Here is a 15,174-nt window from a genome sequence, read left to right on the forward strand (position 1 = left end):
GTTAATGGAATTGCAAACCCTATCCAATCATATTGATAAACTGGCCAGTTTAGAAGCACGAGCACATATGACGCAGTTCTTGAAAGAACAGGCGGTAAGGTTGCGTGACGAGCCAGGCCAGGCATTACAGATCGCCTACGAAATTGCCGGGCTCATGGCGACCGAGTTTGCCCGTACACTGGGTGACGATGATCCTCTTGACGAGGTTCTAACTATTGCCGGAGAGCTAGAAGTTGATCCTGAAAATGCCGACGAGCTTTACAAAGAGCTGATTGAGAAGATTGGTCAGCTCTAGGAGTTATCGACCTTTTTCAGTTTCGCCAGTCGCATCGTCGCCTCATCGAGGCGACGATATTTCTCTTCGGTGTCGTAGCCGTCGTAGTGGTTATCCCCTGGTGGAACATGCTCGAACAGATGAAGATCGCATGGTCTGACGTGCCAGCCTGCCGGACCTGTTGGTAGCCATACAGTGACGACAGTTGGGGCGTCAGGCTCCTCAGGATCGGTCACGCGCACGCTCGGATAGATGGCGGCAAGATGTGCCACGAGATGTGCCCGCTCCCGGTAAATGTACTCACACATGATCGGCCTCCCAAAAAGAAACTGCTTCATCTATGGCACCACGTGCAGAGCGGGATCAGCTTGCGGCTGAGTGTTTTTCGGCCGAAAGTACCGCCAGAAGTTCAGCCAGCGTTGGCAGTGGGGCCTTCTGGAGTCGTGCACATCTCAACGCTCCGCTCGCCGATCCGAGCGACATACTCCGCTGCATCAGCCACCCCGCCCGCAGGCCATAGACCAGACCAGCGGAAAAGGCGGCACCGGCACAGTGGGTGTGGCGAACTTCTACCGGGAACGCTGACAGCTCAACCAGTTCCGACCGGCTGAGTGCGACTGCACCGTGGGCGCCAGCGGTCACGATCACCCAGGCTGCTTGCGTCTGGTGCAGCACAGATCGAGCCAGAGTCGCGGCGTCATGGTGTGCAGCATCATCGACGTTGGTTTGTACCACAAGGCCGGAGTATCCACGTACCGCGGCCACCAGCGCAGGCGAGAGTTCGGAACCTCCGAGATTGAGCAGCAATGGCACCTCGGCGGCCCGGCCGGCCTCGATCACGCGGAGCGCTGCGGCCTCGATCAGCTCGTAGCAGTCCAGATAGATGAACGAGGCCCTGGTCAGTGGTGACAGGTCGGCTCGCTGCAAACTAGCCACCACATCCGGCACGTACGCGAACCAGGTGCGCGTGTGCTGGTCGTCGCCAGTCACGACGATCCGCGGCGTGACAAGCTCCGGCCGCGCGGCAACCGCATGTTCGACGTGACGCTCATCGAGCCATCCACGAATGTATTCGCCGTGCTCGTCGTCGCCAACGTCATTCGAGATCAGCAGGCTTGGCACTCCCAGAGCGGCGAGCGCCGCCGCTGTCATCGGCCCATCGGCCGCTATCGACTGTTCGATGCTTCGGATTGCCGTCCCGTGGTTGGCAAGCGGGAACTGCGGCACCGTCCACAGTTCCGCCAGCGCCAAGTAGCTGACGCACACCACCGGCCCCGCCGGATTGCTCATTGCTACCAGCCGTAGACAGAGAACGAACGACCATGGGCGGTGTGCTCCATAGCCACGCGGCAGTAGTCGATCATGTGGTCCGGCAAGGCGTCGGCCGCGAACCATTCGAGCGCGCTGCACTTTTCGGGCTCCCGATTCGTCGGCTCATCCTGCCAGGTACGCACGGTGAAGAAGAATGCCATCCGTCCGCCGGACGACGAGTTGTGCATGATGTGGCTGAAGTGTACGTCGCCCGGTGCGATGGTGATGCCGATTTCCTCTTCGGCCTCGCGAATCAGGGCATCGACCACGGATTCGTCGGCTTCGAGGTGGCCACTCGGCAGATGCCAAGCTCCATCCTCGAAACCGGTGTTCTGGCGCTGTCCGAACAACACCTCACTGCCTCGACGCAAGACGAGATGCACATCCCCTGTCACCTTGTGGCGCTGGGGCTTCGAGCTGGCAGTCTGCGGAGTGATGATCTCTGTCATGAAGTGAAATCCTTCTCCCGTAGTAGTTGACCTGCGGTTTTGCAACAAGACGTAGGCAGGCTGAGCTTATTCGTTCGCCACGCACCGCGATATACGCCCGACGTATACCGACCAATGGGTTCGCGTATGGATACGGGCGCATGGCCCGTTCACCCTCGTTACCAGGCATTTTGGCCGATTAACGAAACGGAGATGGTGGACATGCGCCGCGTGCGACACATCCACATCGAATACGGCGCGCTGCAGTTGGATTACCAAGCCTCAGCCGAACAGGTTTGCGAGGTCGCCGAGGAGCTGGCCGCGCTGGAACTGGTGGTGACAGTGGACGACGACGTGCGCGCCGATCTGCCGATGTTGCCGTGTGCCGAACTCTGGGACTGACGAGTAAAGCGGTTGTCGCCCAATGCTTCTAGTGATTTATTCCGCAGAGAGGAACACAAGATATGAGTACGCCGGTGCCGGATCGGACGTTCGTGTACGCGGAAAGCGTTCTGGCTGAGGTCCTGTGCCGCGCGCACCTGATGGAGTTGACGCCGGAGCGCGCCGAGGAACTGCGATTCATCCACCGGCACCACCACCCCGACGAGTGCACGGTGCACCTGGAGGCGGCCTATCTGCTGATGATCGAGGCCGACTGAGGTGGTGTCCTCGTTCGTCTGGGTGTTGTGGCCCGCGTCGGTGTTCTTTACGGCGATGCTCAGCTACCGGATTGGGGTCTACTGGAGTTCGACTGGCACCGCAGGGCGGCATCGGGTGGAGGTGGTGGCGAACGAGGACCCCTGGGACGAGGAGCTGACTGAGGACGATGATGAGGATGAAACGGGAAGCGACCCGACGCCGGCATCGGACCAGGCTTCTCGCTGGTGGAGCGACGATGATGACACGGAGGTGTTGCCACGGATGCAGGATGTTCGGCCGCCGATACGGGCAACGCCGATTCGGCGACCTCCGTGGATGGATAGCGACACCTCATAGTGGAAAAACAAGCCAAATGAAGAGGGCCGCATTGTCTTTTGACAACACGGCCCGGTCCCTTCATGTGGCGTCGCTGTTCGCGTCCACTGTGCTGGGCCTCTCGCCCTGCAATTCTGCCAACTCGTCCTGCAACTGGATCATCGTGTCCCAGTAGTCCTGAGCCAGATCACACCGCTCGGCGTACTCGTCCAGCCGGTAGCGGAAGCATTTTATCGTCTTGACGAAGCAGGCGAGAATGCCTACTGCCCAGCCGATGAAAAGTGCTTGTTTCCACGTCGACATGTAGTCCCACTGGTAGTACAGATTGACGAGGTCGAAAACGATGAGTGCGGGCTCGTAGACGGCGTGCACAAACACGCCGTACCAGCTGTAGCGCCAGCCATCGTGCGACTGATTGAAGGAACGGAGTATCGCCGCCATTTTAACCTCCGAAGCGAGAGCTCCTGGATAGAACCAGAGTCGCGACGGGAATGCCGACGACCGCAGGCATCGCACCGGCGAATAGTCCGGCGTGCTGTCTGCGGTATATTTATTGTATCATATTTTGTATCAATCGTCAATTACCAGAAGAGGTGCCTGTGAGTATTTGCAGATGGATTTTATTTAAGTATAATTACAGCAGCTATGACGAAGAATGAATCGGCCCGCAAATATCAAAGACTACGCAGATGAAACTGCATGGCAGTACAAGAAGCGCACGATGAAGACTGAACTAATAATCTATGTAGTTCTCCTGTTTATCTTCCCCCTCATTGGCTTGGTAGGACTCGTCCAACTCGGTATTAGGTGGTTCCTTATCGACAGACCTCGACGCAAAGATGCCCTTAGAAAGCAGCCATAGCAATGTGAGTCCGCTTGTACGGCGTACCCTCCTGGGGTGAGTACATGGCATACCAAGAACCGCCTTCGACGGTTAAACTACTGAGCTGAGCTTTCTTGGTGTCAGGCGGTTCGAGCCAGCGCACTGTATCAAGAAGTCCATCATCGCCGGTTTTCCACTCCGTGGCTAGAGTTGGGCCGAACTGGGTGCCGCAAAAGTACATAGGCTCCTCTTTAAGAGGTGGCTGGTTGCGAAGCCCCATGAGATAGCTGTCACCCTCCCGAATCATGACGCCAGTAATCGAACGACATACGGTGCCGTCGTCTAGAACGACCTGAAACGGCCAAGTGCGCGTGCCCGGAGGTACTGGGTTTGAGTCGGCAGCCTGGACGCCCCGGGCGTGAAATCGCCAGAACTTCTGCGGCTCACCGAGTTCGCCACATACAACAGACTTGTCATCGACTCCAAAACATGGGTCGAGCTTGGGACGCGTCGGCCCTAGTTGCGGGGGAAGTACACAGAGATACGCATCCGCGCGGTTCGAGGCAGGAGATTTGCCACAGTAGGCCTCATCTGGATTTTCAAAATCTTGGTTCAAGAACCTGTCGCCTGCGATATATATCTCATTCGTGGCTGACGGATTCGAGGGCGGCGGTCCGCCTGGATAAGGTTGTGGAGATACGGCGGGTGGACTTTGTTGGGCTGTGTCGTGTGGGCTCTGGCATTGATTGAGTGCCAGCACCAGGCCGATAACACCTAAGATTGCGCCACACCCAATTCCCGCCGTCTTTCGTATCTCTGAATTGTTGAACTTTTTCGCCCCCTCCTCCAGGCGTTGGTAGAACTGTCGCCAACGCTTTTCCTTTGTGGTTTGCGCCTCTTTATCAAAATTATTAGTTTCCTCCGGCTCCGGCTCTGGTTCCCCCGCTCGCCGTTCTTCCTCCTGGGCGATTCGCGCCTTGCATTCGTCCAGAATTGCGATGGCGAATTTGCGAATTAAGGTTGCCTCCATGTGACGCCGAAATCCCTCGGAGGAGAGATGGACGGCTCGTGCAGCTCGATCGCGTCGGACAGAAAGTGATGTGCGGCGCAGGTCGGGCGCGAGACCGAGTAGGCATTCTACAGCGGTACGTTCACCCTCGATTCCCATGCGATCAGTGCTGATATTGAGCAGCATTTCGAGATCTTTTGGTGTCGCTGAAGATTCGATGAACCCAGCTTGAACGGCGCACTTCTGAAGCGCAGGCACGTTCACCCGCCCAAGTTGGTTGATGCCCTTCTTCCGGATGGCAACCAAGTCCTCATGGACCTCGTCGGTAGAGGGCAGCAATACGCCGTCGATCATCCACCGATCATGCCCCATTCAGCATGACAGCGCGGCGCGAACCCTGGCGGAGCTGGGCAACACGACAGCTCGCCCACTCCTGCCCACTTCCGCCCGCTTTGGGCCGCATATCCGCCCAGTTCAGCCCGTTTTTTTGGTGCAGCCTGGATGTCGTTGAACATCACCGATTAGTAGGGAGCAACATGTCCAACCTCATCCCCCGCCCCAGCAGTCAGCTGGAGTCGAGCATCCCGGACGGCTTCAGCCGCACCGAAGGCAAGGAGCTGCAACGCCTTCAGAACAAGGAGGTTGCCCGCGGGCTGGTGACAGCCACCCGCGTGCAAGCCGCCGGCATGGTCGCGACTGTCGGTCTCCAAACCACAGCGATGCTTAGCCGCGAGGCGGCCTTTCAGGCTGACGGCGATCCGGCAACGGCTGCGCGCCTTGGGCACATCGTCGATCAGTACGCCACCTACGTCGGCAGTGAGGTCGCGCGCTTCCGTCACTGACGCATCACGGGGTGAGCGATCGTCCCCGGTCGCTCACCTTCTTTCCCCAACCCACTCCACGAAAGGATGCAACATGAGTACTTCCGATCTTCCCGAAAGCGCCAGCGAGCCTGACGATTTCGATCAGCTGGCCCATGAACTGGTTGATCTTCTGAAGGTGACGCCACCCGGCGATCACCCGATCGTCGCCGAACACCTGGCGACCGGTGTTGTCGTCTCCATGTCGACCGCGCTGGCCGATATCAGGATGATGGTCGACGTCCATCAGGACATGGCTCCGGTGAGCGCGCACCGCGTCATGACCTTTGCCCAAGCAGCCGCCCAGGCGACCTTGGCATGGGTGAAGGGGTTGGCACAGTGACGACCACCGTTCTCGCTCAGGGTTTCTGGACTACCACCGGCCAGATCGCCGGACTGTTTGTTCTGTTCGCGCTCAGCTTTCTGCTGTCAATCGTTTTCCTCGAACTCCTATTGAGGAGCGAGAAGTGGTGGCGGCAGCGCCGTGAGGCCAAGAACCTTCGCCAGACCACCAGCGCAGCCTTGCAGCGTATTGACGAGGAGGCGGCCGACAGCGTGAGCCGCCTCCATGCCGCGTATTGGCAAGCCCAGCAACGTATCCGAGACGAAGTGAACGGGAGAAACCAGTGAAAGAAACGAGCGGCATGATAGATAGTTTCTTCAGTCGCTGTCTCCGCTTCTTCCTGGGGGTCATCTTCCTTTACCTGGCCGTCCAGATCTTAAAGGCCATACTTCCCACGCTCATTGCCCTGCTGGCTGTGGCGGGCCTGGCTGGGCTGGTGTGGCTGGGGATTGTTGTCGTCCGTACAACTCGACAAAAGTGGTAAGGCAAGCGTTTTCATCGCAAGGTCATGTAGCCGTATCGGGTGTTGTAGAAATGCCAACCTCAATTGTCTATTTCACCCATGCAATACATAGTGAGTGCAGAGCTATTGCACGGATGCAATAGCAAAGAGCCCCGGACCGCAACGGCGTTCTGAGCGGGCTAATCAACCAACGGATATTCAAGGAGGGATCGACGCATGTCAAAAACAGGACGTACCAATCCACGACGACGACCGAGTCGGCGCAACCGGCCGAATCGTCGCATCACGGTCTACAGCGAACGGCGCGGCGTGCCGGATCTGCGCAAGCTGGGTCGCGCCGTCATCGCGGCAGCGATGGCCGAGGCCGAAGCGCAGGCCCTCGCAGCCGGGAGCGAAGAGGAGGAACGCGACCATGACGATTGACCGTCCCTCCTCGCTTGGCCCCGACACGTTGGTCTGGCAACAGGTGCACTGGCCGCACCCACTCCGCGAAGCGGCAGCACTGTCGCTGCTGACAACGTGGGCCGCCCAGAAGCACGCGCCGCTCCTGATCCTCGAAGCTCGCGCCGATGTGACTGGTGTCGAATATCTGATCGGTAGCCGCCTGCGCCACGCTCAGGCCATCCGGCGCACTGTCGAACAACTGGTGCGCGGCAGCATCGTCACCGAGTTCGAGAGCACCGACCGAGCCACCGTCAGTACCACCCGTCGCCTGCGAGCCAGCACGACCAACCGGCCGTTGGAACCGGTCGACGCGGTGGCCTCCCACCGCTCCATCCTGAGTGCGCTTACGGCAGTCGGGAAAAATGAACGCCTGGTGATCCAAGCCGTTCTCGGGCCTCGTCACGAGCCGGCCTTGCCGCCTCCGGCACCAGCTCGCGACGATCAGACGGTCACGAGCAAACTGCTCCAAGGGATTTTGCCCGACCGTCGCGCCGAAGTCCGGCAGGCGTTGACCCGCAAGCTCGGTCAACACGGATTCGAGGTTGTCCTCCGGCTTGGGGTGCACGCAGTCACGGCCGAGCGGCGCCGGACGTTGCTGCTCGGCCTGGCCGCGGCGATTAGCACGGTAGAAGCGGCCGGAGTCCGCTTGCGCCTCGCGGATGACAAACCGGCACACGTCAATACGCCACAACCGCGCTGGTCGCTATTCATGCCGTCACAGCACTTCAGCGTGCCCGAAGTGAGTTCGCTCATCGCCTGGCCGATCAGTGACCACGACAGCGACCAGTTCCCCGGCCAGCCGCCGATCCATCCGAAGCCAGTGCGGCCGACGCCCGCCGTCCAGGCCGGTACGCGGACGGTTGCACTGGCGAACGCGCCCGGTGCGGATGGGACGATCGGGTACGACGTCGTTGACGCACTGCGGCACACCTGGATCACCGGGCCCTCCGGCGTGGGTAAATCGGCGCTGCTGCTCAATCTGATCGTGCAAGACCTCGAAGCCAACCGGCCGGTGGTGGTGATCGAGCCGAAGGACCTGATTGCCGATCTGCTCGAACGCATCCCCGAGCATCGCAAACACGACGTGGTGCTGCTCGATCCGATGGACAGCGCGCCGGTTGGCCTCAATCCGCTCGATGGACGCTACCGAGGCAACCGGACGCCGTACGTTGTGGCTGACTCTCTGTTCGGCATGTTCAAATCCATCTACGGCGATAATCTCGGCTACCGCAGCGAGGATATCTTGCGAAATGCTTTGCTCGCCCTCGCCTTTCATGAGAGCACCTCTCTAATCATGTTGCCGATCCTGCTGACCAACCCAGGCTTTCGGCGGTCGATCACCCAGCGCGTCATCAAGGACGATCCATATAATGCGGCCTGGTTCTGGGAAAAGTTCGACAGCCTGTCGCCGGAGACCGCCACCAGCATTATTGCCCCGCTGTCGAACAAACTGCGCCCACTACTCACGAAACAACTCCGCGGCGTCTTATCGCAGCGCAGCCCCAAGTTCGATGTACGCCAGGTTCTCACTGAAAACAAGGTCCTCTTGGTGCCGCTTCAGAAGGGGGTCATCGGTCCCGAGTCGGCACAGCTGCTATCGGCAGGAGTGCTGTACCAGCTTTGGAACGCCATATTGGAACGTGCTGGAACTCCGGAGGCGAGCCGCACGCCCGTCATGGTGTACGTCGATGAAGCCCAAGAGTTCCTGCGCTTCTCGCAGGACCTGCCCGACGCGCTGGCAATGGCACGCAGCCTGAAAGCTGGATTCCATGTCGCGCATCAGCATGAGGCGCAGCTCCCGAAAACCATGCTGGAGGCATTTCGTAATAATGCGCGTAATCGCATCGCTTTCCAGCTGCAACCGGGCGACGCAAAGAACGCCGCAGCCGGGCAATCAGTGCTCAGTCCCGAAGATTTTAGCGAGTTGCCCGCGTATCACATTTACGCGCGCCTGGTGCGAGACAACAGCGTGCAGCCCTGGGTATCAGGGGTGACATTGCCACCGCCCCCGGTTGTGAGCAACCCAGAGGAAATTCGCCGCCTGAGTCGAGCGCAATACGGACAGCCCCTCGATGAGATCGAGGCCGGCTTCGCCGGACTGCTTGACGACATCAGTGATACGCCCACCGCCATGCACCGCAGAAGGAGGCAGGCATGAACCGTTCTCAAGATATCGCAGTGGAGGTAGACGTGAAGATCAGAGCCGTTCCTGGCAGCCGTATCGGCAGCCACCTCGCCTCAGCGGATTCCACAGCATCACCCCTGGTCAGCCGTGTCCGCCCGGCAGCTCGTGCAACGACTGATGGTGCCCATACGGGCACCACACCCCCGGCCGACCCTGGCAGGTCTGTGGTTGTGCGCCGTGATGTCTGGAGCATCGGCGAAAGTCTCAGTGAACGAGATTGGGACATTCTTCGCTCCGTTTACGAGCATCGGTTCTTGACTGTCAGGCAGATATACGAAATCCATTTTGCCGACCTGAGCCCGACACATGGTCGACGAAGTGCACAGCGTGTCCTTGAACGGCTGCGCAGGCTGCACATACTCGGAGATATCGAACGGCGGAAAGGCGGTGCCGAAGCAGGATCAGACGGCATGGTGCATTTTGTCGACACGAACGGCGAACGGCTGCTACGTGCAGAGACCGGGCAGCCGGTCAGGCGTCATCTGACAGACCCAAGCGAAACGTTCTTGAAGCACGCGCTTGCCATTGCGGATGCGCATGTGACACTGGTGCGCGCCCACCGTGCGGACGAATTGGAACTATTATCCTATGCGATGGAGCCTGCATGCTGGCGGCGCTATATCGCACCCGGCGGGGCGCGCCTTACCCTCAAGCCTGACATGCATTTCAGCGTCTCGCCGAGTGAAGGCAGCGATTACATAGACGATTACTTCTTGGAAGTAGACCGAGGGACCGAGCCGATTCCTCGACTTATCAAGAAGTGCCGGGATTACGAGACCTATCGTCGTACGGGCATCGAGCAGGACCAAAATGACGGCGCGTTCCCGCGCATCATCTGGTCTATGTCCGCCAAAGACCCCGCAAAAGCCTTGCGGCGCAAGGTAGCACTTCGGGAGGCGATCGACCGAGACCGAAACCTGCCGAGCGAACTGTTCTGCGTCATCGTTGCCGATGAATTGGTCAGCCTCGTGAAGCAAGGAGGCAGCCTATGACCGTACCTCGCAATAGGCTGCTCATTGGTGATGCCACTACCATGCTTCGCCAACTCCCAGACGCGGCCGTGGATATGGTGTTGACCAGCCCACCGTATTTTCGACTCCGCAATTACGACGCCAGCGGGCAACTCGGACTTGAAGGCCACGTCGACGAGTGGACAGGCCGACTGTTAGACGTCAGCCGCGCCGTGCACCGTGTCCTCGTGCCGACAGGCACGTACTGGCTGAATCTCGGGGACACGTACTCGACTCATCGACGCCAAGGGGCCACCTACAAGAGCCTGCTTCTGGCACCTGAACGGCTCCTGCTCCGTCTCCAGGCGGACGGCTGGATCGTGCGCAACAAGGTTGTCTGGGCGAAATCCAACCCGATCCCGAGCAACGCCCGAGACCGGTTGAACACGACGTACGAACTGGTGTACGTCCTGGCGAAACAGTCGTCGTACTTCTTCGATCTGGACAGTATTCGCACGCCGCACCGTTCCCGGCCGCCGAAGTCGTCTCGCGTGGCCGTACCGGACAGAGGTCGCGAGTGGCGCGGCCCAAACACCGACACGACGAACGGCCTTGCTGTGGTCAAGCAGGAGGGGCGCGTCGGGCATCCGCTCGGCAAGAACCCTGGTGACGTCTGGCAATTGGCCACCTCCACCTTTCGGGGAGCCCACCACGCGACCTTTCCGCTGTCGCTGGCTGACCGTGCCATCCAGGCCGGCGCGCCCGAGCAGCGTTGCTCCATATGCAAATTGCCGTGGCGGCGCCGGGTGATTCGTCAGCTCGGCGGCCGGGCTGTCCGGTCGGCGCTTACTCCGTCGTGCCGCTGCGACGCCACGCCGGAGCCGGGGCTCGTGCTCGACCCGTTCATGGGCAGCGGTACGACGGCCGTAGCCGCTGAACGATTTGGTCGGGACTGGGTAGGGGTCGAACTCAATCCGACGTTTGCGCGGCTGGCGGACGAACGGATTGCAGCAGCGCGCACAGCGGCCTCAGCGATCCGGCCGCGGGCCGGGCCGGTCGATGTTGCGGCGTAGGCCGCCTCGTCGGCGCTATGCGGCCGTTGTCGTAAGCCACCAGCGCTTACCGGCCGCATCACCGCCGAGGAGGCACCAAAATGTCCACACCCGATGCGTCCGACGGGCAAGAAAAGAAACTTGCCGTCGGACTCAACCCCTACCGTCACACGCAACTCTCATGGATCGCGAAGCTTCGCGGCAACACACTGACCCAAGAGTTCCTCGACGCCATCGACGCCCACATCGAGGCGGCGAAGCAGGATCAGGAACTCCTCAGCCAGGCTGCCAAGGTCCGCGAGGAGATCGAGCGCGAAGCCCGCGCCCGACAGGAGGCGATTGACGCGCTCTTCACTACTCCGCCTGTCACGTCGCCCGAAGGTGACAGCGACAGCGCGCCGCGCCCGCGGTCCCGCCGGGCTCAGAAGAGCGATCAGGGGTCGACGGAAAGCTGAACCGAACGTTCAGCACTCGGCACGCCGGGAGGGTGGCAGCACGAACATATTGTTCGGCTGCCGCCCGACCGGCTCATCACACAAAACTGAAACGAACATGAAAAATAGAAAAATCGTCTCCAATTTGTGTTGTCAAATTGTGCATTATCCTTGCAATTGCGCAACCGATTTCGGTATTATTTCTATACCAAGGAGAATTATTAAATAAAAATGAAATCAGACAGCAGCTCTTTACTACAGCCGATACTAGCCGAACGGCGGCGAGTGCTGAACCTGAGCAGTAAAGAAGTCGCCAAGCGGGCTAAGCTCGACTACACAACGTATTGGCGTATCGAGACGGGTGTAGTTGCCAAACCGCAGGTCGAGAATATTACTGCGATCGCGCGAGCGCTAAACCTCTCGTGTACTGACCTCTTCGCTCTGCTCGGCTGGTTGCCGTCAGATGAACTACCTAGCATCAGCCCGTACTTGCAGACGAGATACAGCGAGTTGCCTGTTGAGGCACATCAGCGCATTAGAGGCTATCTTGTGGCATTAACCGAGCAGTATGGTGTCAGTTTCGATATTGACCCGTATGACCCGTCTGAGCGTACACCGTTCGTATAACAAGACTCGGAGAACAACGTTTTCGACCTAACAGGAGAGGAGGGGATCATGAATCAACTACTGGAGAAACCCAAGGTTGCACCGCGGACGACGCAGCGAAATAATACTATTTCCCCTACTCTGCCACGTGATGTTAAGCCACTGCTTCGAGTTCTCGGCACGCTTGCCTTGAAGCTGTCGGAGGGGGATATTCCAGATCGCCGTTGGCTGACTGACGAGCTTGCGCGACTGGATATTAGACGCGCCGATAATGATGATCTACTCACGCTCGCGGAGGCGTGTTCGCGCCTTCGGCTCAGCAAGTGGAGCGTCTATAAGCTGATGCACAATGGTGAACTGCGAACCGTAAAGGTCGGCAGCCGAAGGTTTGTACCGCTTCGCGAGGTCGAGCGCTTTCTCAAGACTCTTATTGCAGATGGGAGCGCACTATGACTCGTCGTGGCCGGGGCGAAGGCAGTATTTATCTCCGAAAGGATGGGCGTTGGGAGGGTGCCGCCTATCTGCCTACTGCGAGCGGAAAACTGCGCCGAGTTCGTGTCTATGGGAAAACTCGCAAAGAAACCGGCGAGAAGCTAACCCTCCAACTTGCTGACGCAAAGCGTGGCATTCCGATTCCGGAACGATCGTGGACGGTCAGAACGTACCTGGACTACTTCCTCCAGGAGGTAGCTCCGAAGACGCTCCGACCTGCAACGATATCCGGATACTCCAATGTCATCGAGCGCCATCTAAAACCGATGCTCGGGTCACGTCCACTCACTCGTTTGACTGTGACCGGCCTGCAGCAGGTCTTTGATAGCGAAATTGCTGACGGTATGACAATTCCGACTGCAATGCACACAAAGCTCGTACTGAGCGCGGCTCTTACGCGAGCCATGCGTGAAGACCTTGTTGTCAGGAACGTCGCGCGCCTTATTGTGCTGCCGCACCATGACCCCAAGGAGATTGAACCCTGGTCCGCTGACGAAGCCGCGCGGTTTCTTGTGGCTGCCCAATCCGAAGATCTATACCCCCTCTTTCTGATGCTGACGCTCTATGGCATGAGGAAGGGCGAAGTGCTCGGTCTGCAATGGTCCGATATTGATTGGGATAGAGACGCCTTTCGCATACGCCAGCAGCGCCAGGTGATACGAGGACAGACGCATGTAGGGCCAGTGAAGACCGCCAAGGGAAAGCGGCGGCTACCTCTTCTCACCTTCGTACGTCAGGCACTCAATAGGTACCAAGCTATTATTGACGATCGCCCTTCTCGCGTTAACCCTGACGGCTTCATTTTCGTTGGCGAAAGCGGCGAACCGCTGTCGCAGTCGCAGCTATACAAAGTCTTCTCGGATATCTGCAAGCGCGCTGGAGTGCGTCGCATTCGGATACACGACCTTCGTCATACCGCTGCAACTCTGCTCAAGAATTATCACGTGCCGGATCGCGACATCCAACTCATTCTTGGGCACTCGCGCATATCAACGACGCAGGAAATCTACCAACATGGTGACAGCGAGGCTCAGCACGAAGCTTTGAGCCGTCTGGAGGATAGATTGCTGCTGGCCGCAGATGACAGTGGGAGTAGCCGTCAAACTTCACCGTCAAAAGTGGCTTTGGCCGCAGTTGGAGCCCCATTCCAACAGCGGTCGTCCGTCGTTCTCCAAGTCCGCGAAGATCTTTTATCCACTAAAATCTCGCATCTCCGACGCGACCCCAGTATCACCTCAATACTCCAACGCCTGCGCGTTGCCACAAACGCGCACGTTCTCGGCGCTGTTGCCGTCAGAAATAGCCGTCAGCCCGACCAGGCGAACCTTGTCCTATGGGAGTGGATTCCACTTCGGGAAACTCTCACACCGCTAACGACCCCCTTCACCGACAGCCGGGTTCCGGCAGACCTCGATTTCTAGGAGAAACCGTTGACCGAACAGATTGCCCGTGCTGGGCGGCCTCAGCTCAAGAAGGCCGTTGCGCTGCTGCGAGTATCAACCAAGGGACAACTGGGAACTGCAATGGATGCCGACCCTGACGGCTTGTCCATCGGCACTCAGCGCGCCAGCACCGAGACCAAGGCAGCCTCCCTGAGCGCCGAAGTGGTCGAGTTCTTCATCGAACCGGGCTACTCCGCATCCAAGCTCACTATCGAGCAACGACCGGTGTTCAAGGAGCTTTGGGCGTACGTGACGACGCACCGGGAGGTCGAGTATGTCATCGTCTACATGCGCTCCAGGATCTTCCGCAACCGCTACGAAGCCGCGATCGTGGAACATCAGCTCAAGCAGCTCGGCATACGCCTGGTGAGCGTCCACGAGGACTTCGGCGAAGGTCCCTACGCCGAGGCGATCGCCGGAGTGGTCGACGTGATGAATCAGCTCACCACGACCGTCCAGGGCCTCGACATCCAAGAGAAGATGCGCCGCAAGGCTGTCGATCTCGGTGGCACCCTCGGGCGGGCCAAGCTGGGCTATCTGAACGTCACCATCAAAGTGGACGGCCATGACGTCAACACGATCCGGCTGGACGAGCAGCGAGCGCCGTTGGTGCTGCGCGCCTTCGAGCTGTACGCCACCAACGAGTACTCGATAGAACGACTCGAAGCCACGATGGCCGATCTCGGACTCACCACGAAGGCGACGAAACGCTATCCTGAGCAACCGGTTTCGGGCAGCAAGCTGCACACCATGCTCAGCGATCCCTACTACATCGGCTTCGTGACGTACAAGGGTCAGGTGTACCCCGGTCGCCATGAGCCGATCGTGAGTCACGAGCTATTCGAGCGCGTTCAAGAAGTCCTCCAGGCGCGCAGTGGCCGAGGACAGCGCGACCGAGTGCACCAGCACCACCTGAAGGGCTTTCTGTTTTGTCAGCGGTGCCGCAAGGCCGGGCGAACGTCCCGCCTGATCTACACCGAGCCGCAGGGTCGAAGCCATGTTCGCTACCGCTATTTTGTTTGCCGTGGCCGGCAAGAAGGCGTCTGCGACCTGCCACACCTTCCAGTCGAACTGGTGGAGCAA

The 15,174-nt window shown here is 59.2% G+C and carries 20 protein-coding genes and 1 pseudogene; 16 read left to right on the top strand and 5 right to left on the bottom strand.

Translation table 11 applies throughout. The features are described 5' to 3' along the window. Nucleotides 1-4: 4 nt before the first annotated feature. Nucleotides 5-295: a hypothetical protein gene (locus ACFYTQ_RS27740; protein ID WP_387367172.1), complete on the top strand. Its 291-nt coding sequence runs from the start codon at nucleotides 5-7 to the stop codon at nucleotides 293-295. Here ACFYTQ_RS27740 and ACFYTQ_RS27745 read toward each other — a convergent pair. From ACFYTQ_RS27745 to ACFYTQ_RS27755, 3 genes are read right to left on the bottom strand one after another with little or no spacing between them, the layout of a single operon-like run. Further along, nucleotides 292-612: a hypothetical protein gene (locus ACFYTQ_RS27745; RefSeq protein ID WP_387367175.1), complete on the bottom strand. Its 321-nt coding sequence runs from the start codon at nucleotides 610-612 to the stop codon at nucleotides 292-294. The genes ACFYTQ_RS27740 and ACFYTQ_RS27745 overlap by 4 nt on opposite strands. Before the next feature lie 25 nt (nucleotides 613-637). Further along, nucleotides 638-1,564 carry a carbohydrate kinase family protein gene (locus ACFYTQ_RS27750; protein ID WP_387367178.1) on the bottom strand — a complete coding sequence of 309 codons (927 nt, stop codon included), beginning with the start codon at nucleotides 1,562-1,564 and terminating at the stop codon, nucleotides 638-640. 2 nt (nucleotides 1,565-1,566) lie between these two features. Then, a complete protein-coding gene (locus tag ACFYTQ_RS27755; RefSeq protein ID WP_387367181.1) occupies nucleotides 1,567-2,034 on the bottom strand; it encodes an NUDIX domain-containing protein in 468 nt (155 codons plus the stop codon). Between the two features lie 201 nt (nucleotides 2,035-2,235). On the opposite strand from ACFYTQ_RS27755, the gene ACFYTQ_RS27760 reads away from it, so the two are divergent. The 3 genes from ACFYTQ_RS27760 to ACFYTQ_RS27770 all read left to right on the top strand — a co-directional run bounded on the left by ACFYTQ_RS27760 (nucleotide 2,236) and on the right by ACFYTQ_RS27770 (nucleotide 3,009). After that, nucleotides 2,236-2,415, top strand: a complete 180-nt coding sequence (locus tag ACFYTQ_RS27760) for a hypothetical protein (RefSeq protein WP_387367184.1) — start codon at nucleotides 2,236-2,238, stop codon at nucleotides 2,413-2,415. A gap of 62 nt (nucleotides 2,416-2,477) precedes the next feature. Then, nucleotides 2,478-2,672, top strand: a complete 195-nt coding sequence (locus ACFYTQ_RS27765; RefSeq protein ID WP_387367187.1) for a hypothetical protein — start codon at nucleotides 2,478-2,480, stop codon at nucleotides 2,670-2,672. 4 nt (nucleotides 2,673-2,676) lie between these two features. Further along, on the top strand, nucleotides 2,677-3,009 hold the full coding sequence (locus tag ACFYTQ_RS27770) for a hypothetical protein (protein ID WP_387367190.1): 333 nt from the start codon (nucleotides 2,677-2,679) through the stop codon (nucleotides 3,007-3,009). A 60-nt stretch (nucleotides 3,010-3,069) separates the two neighbouring features. Here ACFYTQ_RS27770 and ACFYTQ_RS27775 read toward each other — a convergent pair whose 3' ends face one another. Both ACFYTQ_RS27775 and ACFYTQ_RS27780 read right to left on the bottom strand, forming a co-directional pair. After that, nucleotides 3,070-3,429 (bottom strand): hypothetical protein, encoded by a 360-nt coding sequence (locus ACFYTQ_RS27775; protein WP_387367193.1) that lies wholly within the window; start codon nucleotides 3,427-3,429, stop codon nucleotides 3,070-3,072. 404 nt (nucleotides 3,430-3,833) lie between these two features. Continuing rightward, nucleotides 3,834-5,174, bottom strand: a complete 1,341-nt coding sequence (locus ACFYTQ_RS27780; RefSeq protein ID WP_387367196.1) for a hypothetical protein — start codon at nucleotides 5,172-5,174, stop codon at nucleotides 3,834-3,836. A gap of 182 nt (nucleotides 5,175-5,356) precedes the next feature. On the opposite strand from ACFYTQ_RS27780, the gene ACFYTQ_RS27785 reads away from it, so the two are divergent. The 12 genes and pseudogenes from ACFYTQ_RS27785 to ACFYTQ_RS27840 form a co-directional block, all read left to right on the top strand. Beyond that, nucleotides 5,357-5,662 (top strand): hypothetical protein, encoded by a 306-nt coding sequence (locus tag ACFYTQ_RS27785; RefSeq protein WP_387367199.1) that lies wholly within the window; start codon nucleotides 5,357-5,359, stop codon nucleotides 5,660-5,662. 73 nt (nucleotides 5,663-5,735) lie between these two features. Further along, on the top strand, nucleotides 5,736-6,023 hold the full coding sequence (locus ACFYTQ_RS27790) for a hypothetical protein (protein WP_387367202.1): 288 nt from the start codon (nucleotides 5,736-5,738) through the stop codon (nucleotides 6,021-6,023). Then, nucleotides 6,020-6,310, top strand: a complete 291-nt coding sequence (locus ACFYTQ_RS27795) for a hypothetical protein (protein WP_387367205.1) — start codon at nucleotides 6,020-6,022, stop codon at nucleotides 6,308-6,310. Before ACFYTQ_RS27790 ends, ACFYTQ_RS27795 begins: the two co-directional genes overlap by 4 nt. A gap of 392 nt (nucleotides 6,311-6,702) precedes the next feature. Then, complete coding sequence (locus ACFYTQ_RS27800) at nucleotides 6,703-6,909, top strand: hypothetical protein (protein WP_387367208.1); 207 nt, start codon at nucleotides 6,703-6,705, stop codon at nucleotides 6,907-6,909. Further along, a complete protein-coding gene (locus ACFYTQ_RS27805; protein WP_387367211.1) occupies nucleotides 6,899-9,088 on the top strand; it encodes a type IV secretory system conjugative DNA transfer family protein in 2,190 nt (729 codons plus the stop codon). Before ACFYTQ_RS27800 ends, ACFYTQ_RS27805 begins: the two co-directional genes overlap by 11 nt. Beyond that, nucleotides 9,085-10,107, top strand: coding sequence for a replication-relaxation family protein (locus ACFYTQ_RS27810; RefSeq protein ID WP_387367214.1), 1,023 nt, complete (start codon nucleotides 9,085-9,087; stop codon nucleotides 10,105-10,107). The genes ACFYTQ_RS27805 and ACFYTQ_RS27810 overlap by 4 nt, the downstream gene beginning before the upstream one ends. Next, nucleotides 10,104-11,138 (top strand): DNA-methyltransferase, encoded by a 1,035-nt coding sequence (locus ACFYTQ_RS27815; protein WP_387367217.1) that lies wholly within the window; start codon nucleotides 10,104-10,106, stop codon nucleotides 11,136-11,138. Before ACFYTQ_RS27810 ends, ACFYTQ_RS27815 begins: the two co-directional genes overlap by 4 nt. A gap of 80 nt (nucleotides 11,139-11,218) precedes the next feature. Further along, nucleotides 11,219-11,572: a hypothetical protein gene (locus ACFYTQ_RS27820; RefSeq protein WP_387367220.1), complete on the top strand. Its 354-nt coding sequence runs from the start codon at nucleotides 11,219-11,221 to the stop codon at nucleotides 11,570-11,572. Nucleotides 11,573-11,782: 210 nt separating this feature from the next. After that, nucleotides 11,783-12,178, top strand: a complete 396-nt coding sequence (locus tag ACFYTQ_RS27825) for a helix-turn-helix domain-containing protein (RefSeq protein ID WP_387367223.1) — start codon at nucleotides 11,783-11,785, stop codon at nucleotides 12,176-12,178. 48 nt (nucleotides 12,179-12,226) lie between these two features. Next, nucleotides 12,227-12,610, top strand: a complete 384-nt coding sequence (locus ACFYTQ_RS27830; RefSeq protein WP_387367226.1) for a helix-turn-helix domain-containing protein — start codon at nucleotides 12,227-12,229, stop codon at nucleotides 12,608-12,610. Beyond that, a complete protein-coding gene (locus ACFYTQ_RS27835; protein ID WP_387367229.1) occupies nucleotides 12,607-14,070 on the top strand; it encodes a tyrosine-type recombinase/integrase in 1,464 nt (487 codons plus the stop codon). Before ACFYTQ_RS27830 ends, ACFYTQ_RS27835 begins: the two co-directional genes overlap by 4 nt. Nucleotides 14,071-14,172: 102 nt before the next feature. After that, nucleotides 14,173-15,129, top strand: a pseudogene (locus tag ACFYTQ_RS27840) (recombinase family protein); the annotation flags it as partial. Nucleotides 15,130-15,174 lie beyond the last annotated feature (45 nt).

This window comes from Nocardia sp. NPDC004068 (assembly GCF_042874315.1).
Lineage (GTDB): Bacteria > Actinomycetota > Actinomycetes > Mycobacteriales > Mycobacteriaceae > Nocardia.

Bases quoted from the DNA above. Each gene is read 5' to 3' on its own strand.
- ACFYTQ_RS27805 (WP_387367211.1), top strand. From the start codon at position 6,899: ATGACGATTGACCGTCCCTCCTCGCTTGGCCCCGACACGTTGGTCTGG.
- ACFYTQ_RS27790 (WP_387367202.1), top strand. From the start codon at position 5,736: ATGAGTACTTCCGATCTTCCCGAAAGCGCCAGCGAGCCTGACGATTTC.
- ACFYTQ_RS27835 (WP_387367229.1), top strand. From the start codon at position 12,607: ATGACTCGTCGTGGCCGGGGCGAAGGCAGTATTTATCTCCGAAAGGAT.
- ACFYTQ_RS27830 (WP_387367226.1), top strand. From the start codon at position 12,227: ATGAATCAACTACTGGAGAAACCCAAGGTTGCACCGCGGACGACGCAG.
- ACFYTQ_RS27780 (WP_387367196.1), bottom strand. From the start codon at position 5,174: ATGATCGACGGCGTATTGCTGCCCTCTACCGACGAGGTCCATGAGGAC.
- ACFYTQ_RS27820 (WP_387367220.1), top strand. From the start codon at position 11,219: ATGTCCACACCCGATGCGTCCGACGGGCAAGAAAAGAAACTTGCCGTC.
- ACFYTQ_RS27750 (WP_387367178.1), bottom strand. From the start codon at position 1,564: ATGAGCAATCCGGCGGGGCCGGTGGTGTGCGTCAGCTACTTGGCGCTG.
- ACFYTQ_RS27760 (WP_387367184.1), top strand. From the start codon at position 2,236: ATGCGCCGCGTGCGACACATCCACATCGAATACGGCGCGCTGCAGTTG.
- ACFYTQ_RS27815 (WP_387367217.1), top strand. From the start codon at position 10,104: ATGACCGTACCTCGCAATAGGCTGCTCATTGGTGATGCCACTACCATG.
- ACFYTQ_RS27810 (WP_387367214.1), top strand. From the start codon at position 9,085: ATGAACCGTTCTCAAGATATCGCAGTGGAGGTAGACGTGAAGATCAGA.
- ACFYTQ_RS27740 (WP_387367172.1), top strand. From the start codon at position 5: ATGGAATTGCAAACCCTATCCAATCATATTGATAAACTGGCCAGTTTA.
- ACFYTQ_RS27825 (WP_387367223.1), top strand. From the start codon at position 11,783: ATGAAATCAGACAGCAGCTCTTTACTACAGCCGATACTAGCCGAACGG.
- ACFYTQ_RS27785 (WP_387367199.1), top strand. From the start codon at position 5,357: ATGTCCAACCTCATCCCCCGCCCCAGCAGTCAGCTGGAGTCGAGCATC.
- ACFYTQ_RS27800 (WP_387367208.1), top strand. From the start codon at position 6,703: ATGTCAAAAACAGGACGTACCAATCCACGACGACGACCGAGTCGGCGC.
- ACFYTQ_RS27745 (WP_387367175.1), bottom strand. From the start codon at position 612: ATGAAGCAGTTTCTTTTTGGGAGGCCGATCATGTGTGAGTACATTTAC.
- ACFYTQ_RS27755 (WP_387367181.1), bottom strand. From the start codon at position 2,034: ATGACAGAGATCATCACTCCGCAGACTGCCAGCTCGAAGCCCCAGCGC.
- ACFYTQ_RS27765 (WP_387367187.1), top strand. From the start codon at position 2,478: ATGAGTACGCCGGTGCCGGATCGGACGTTCGTGTACGCGGAAAGCGTT.
- ACFYTQ_RS27775 (WP_387367193.1), bottom strand. From the start codon at position 3,429: ATGGCGGCGATACTCCGTTCCTTCAATCAGTCGCACGATGGCTGGCGC.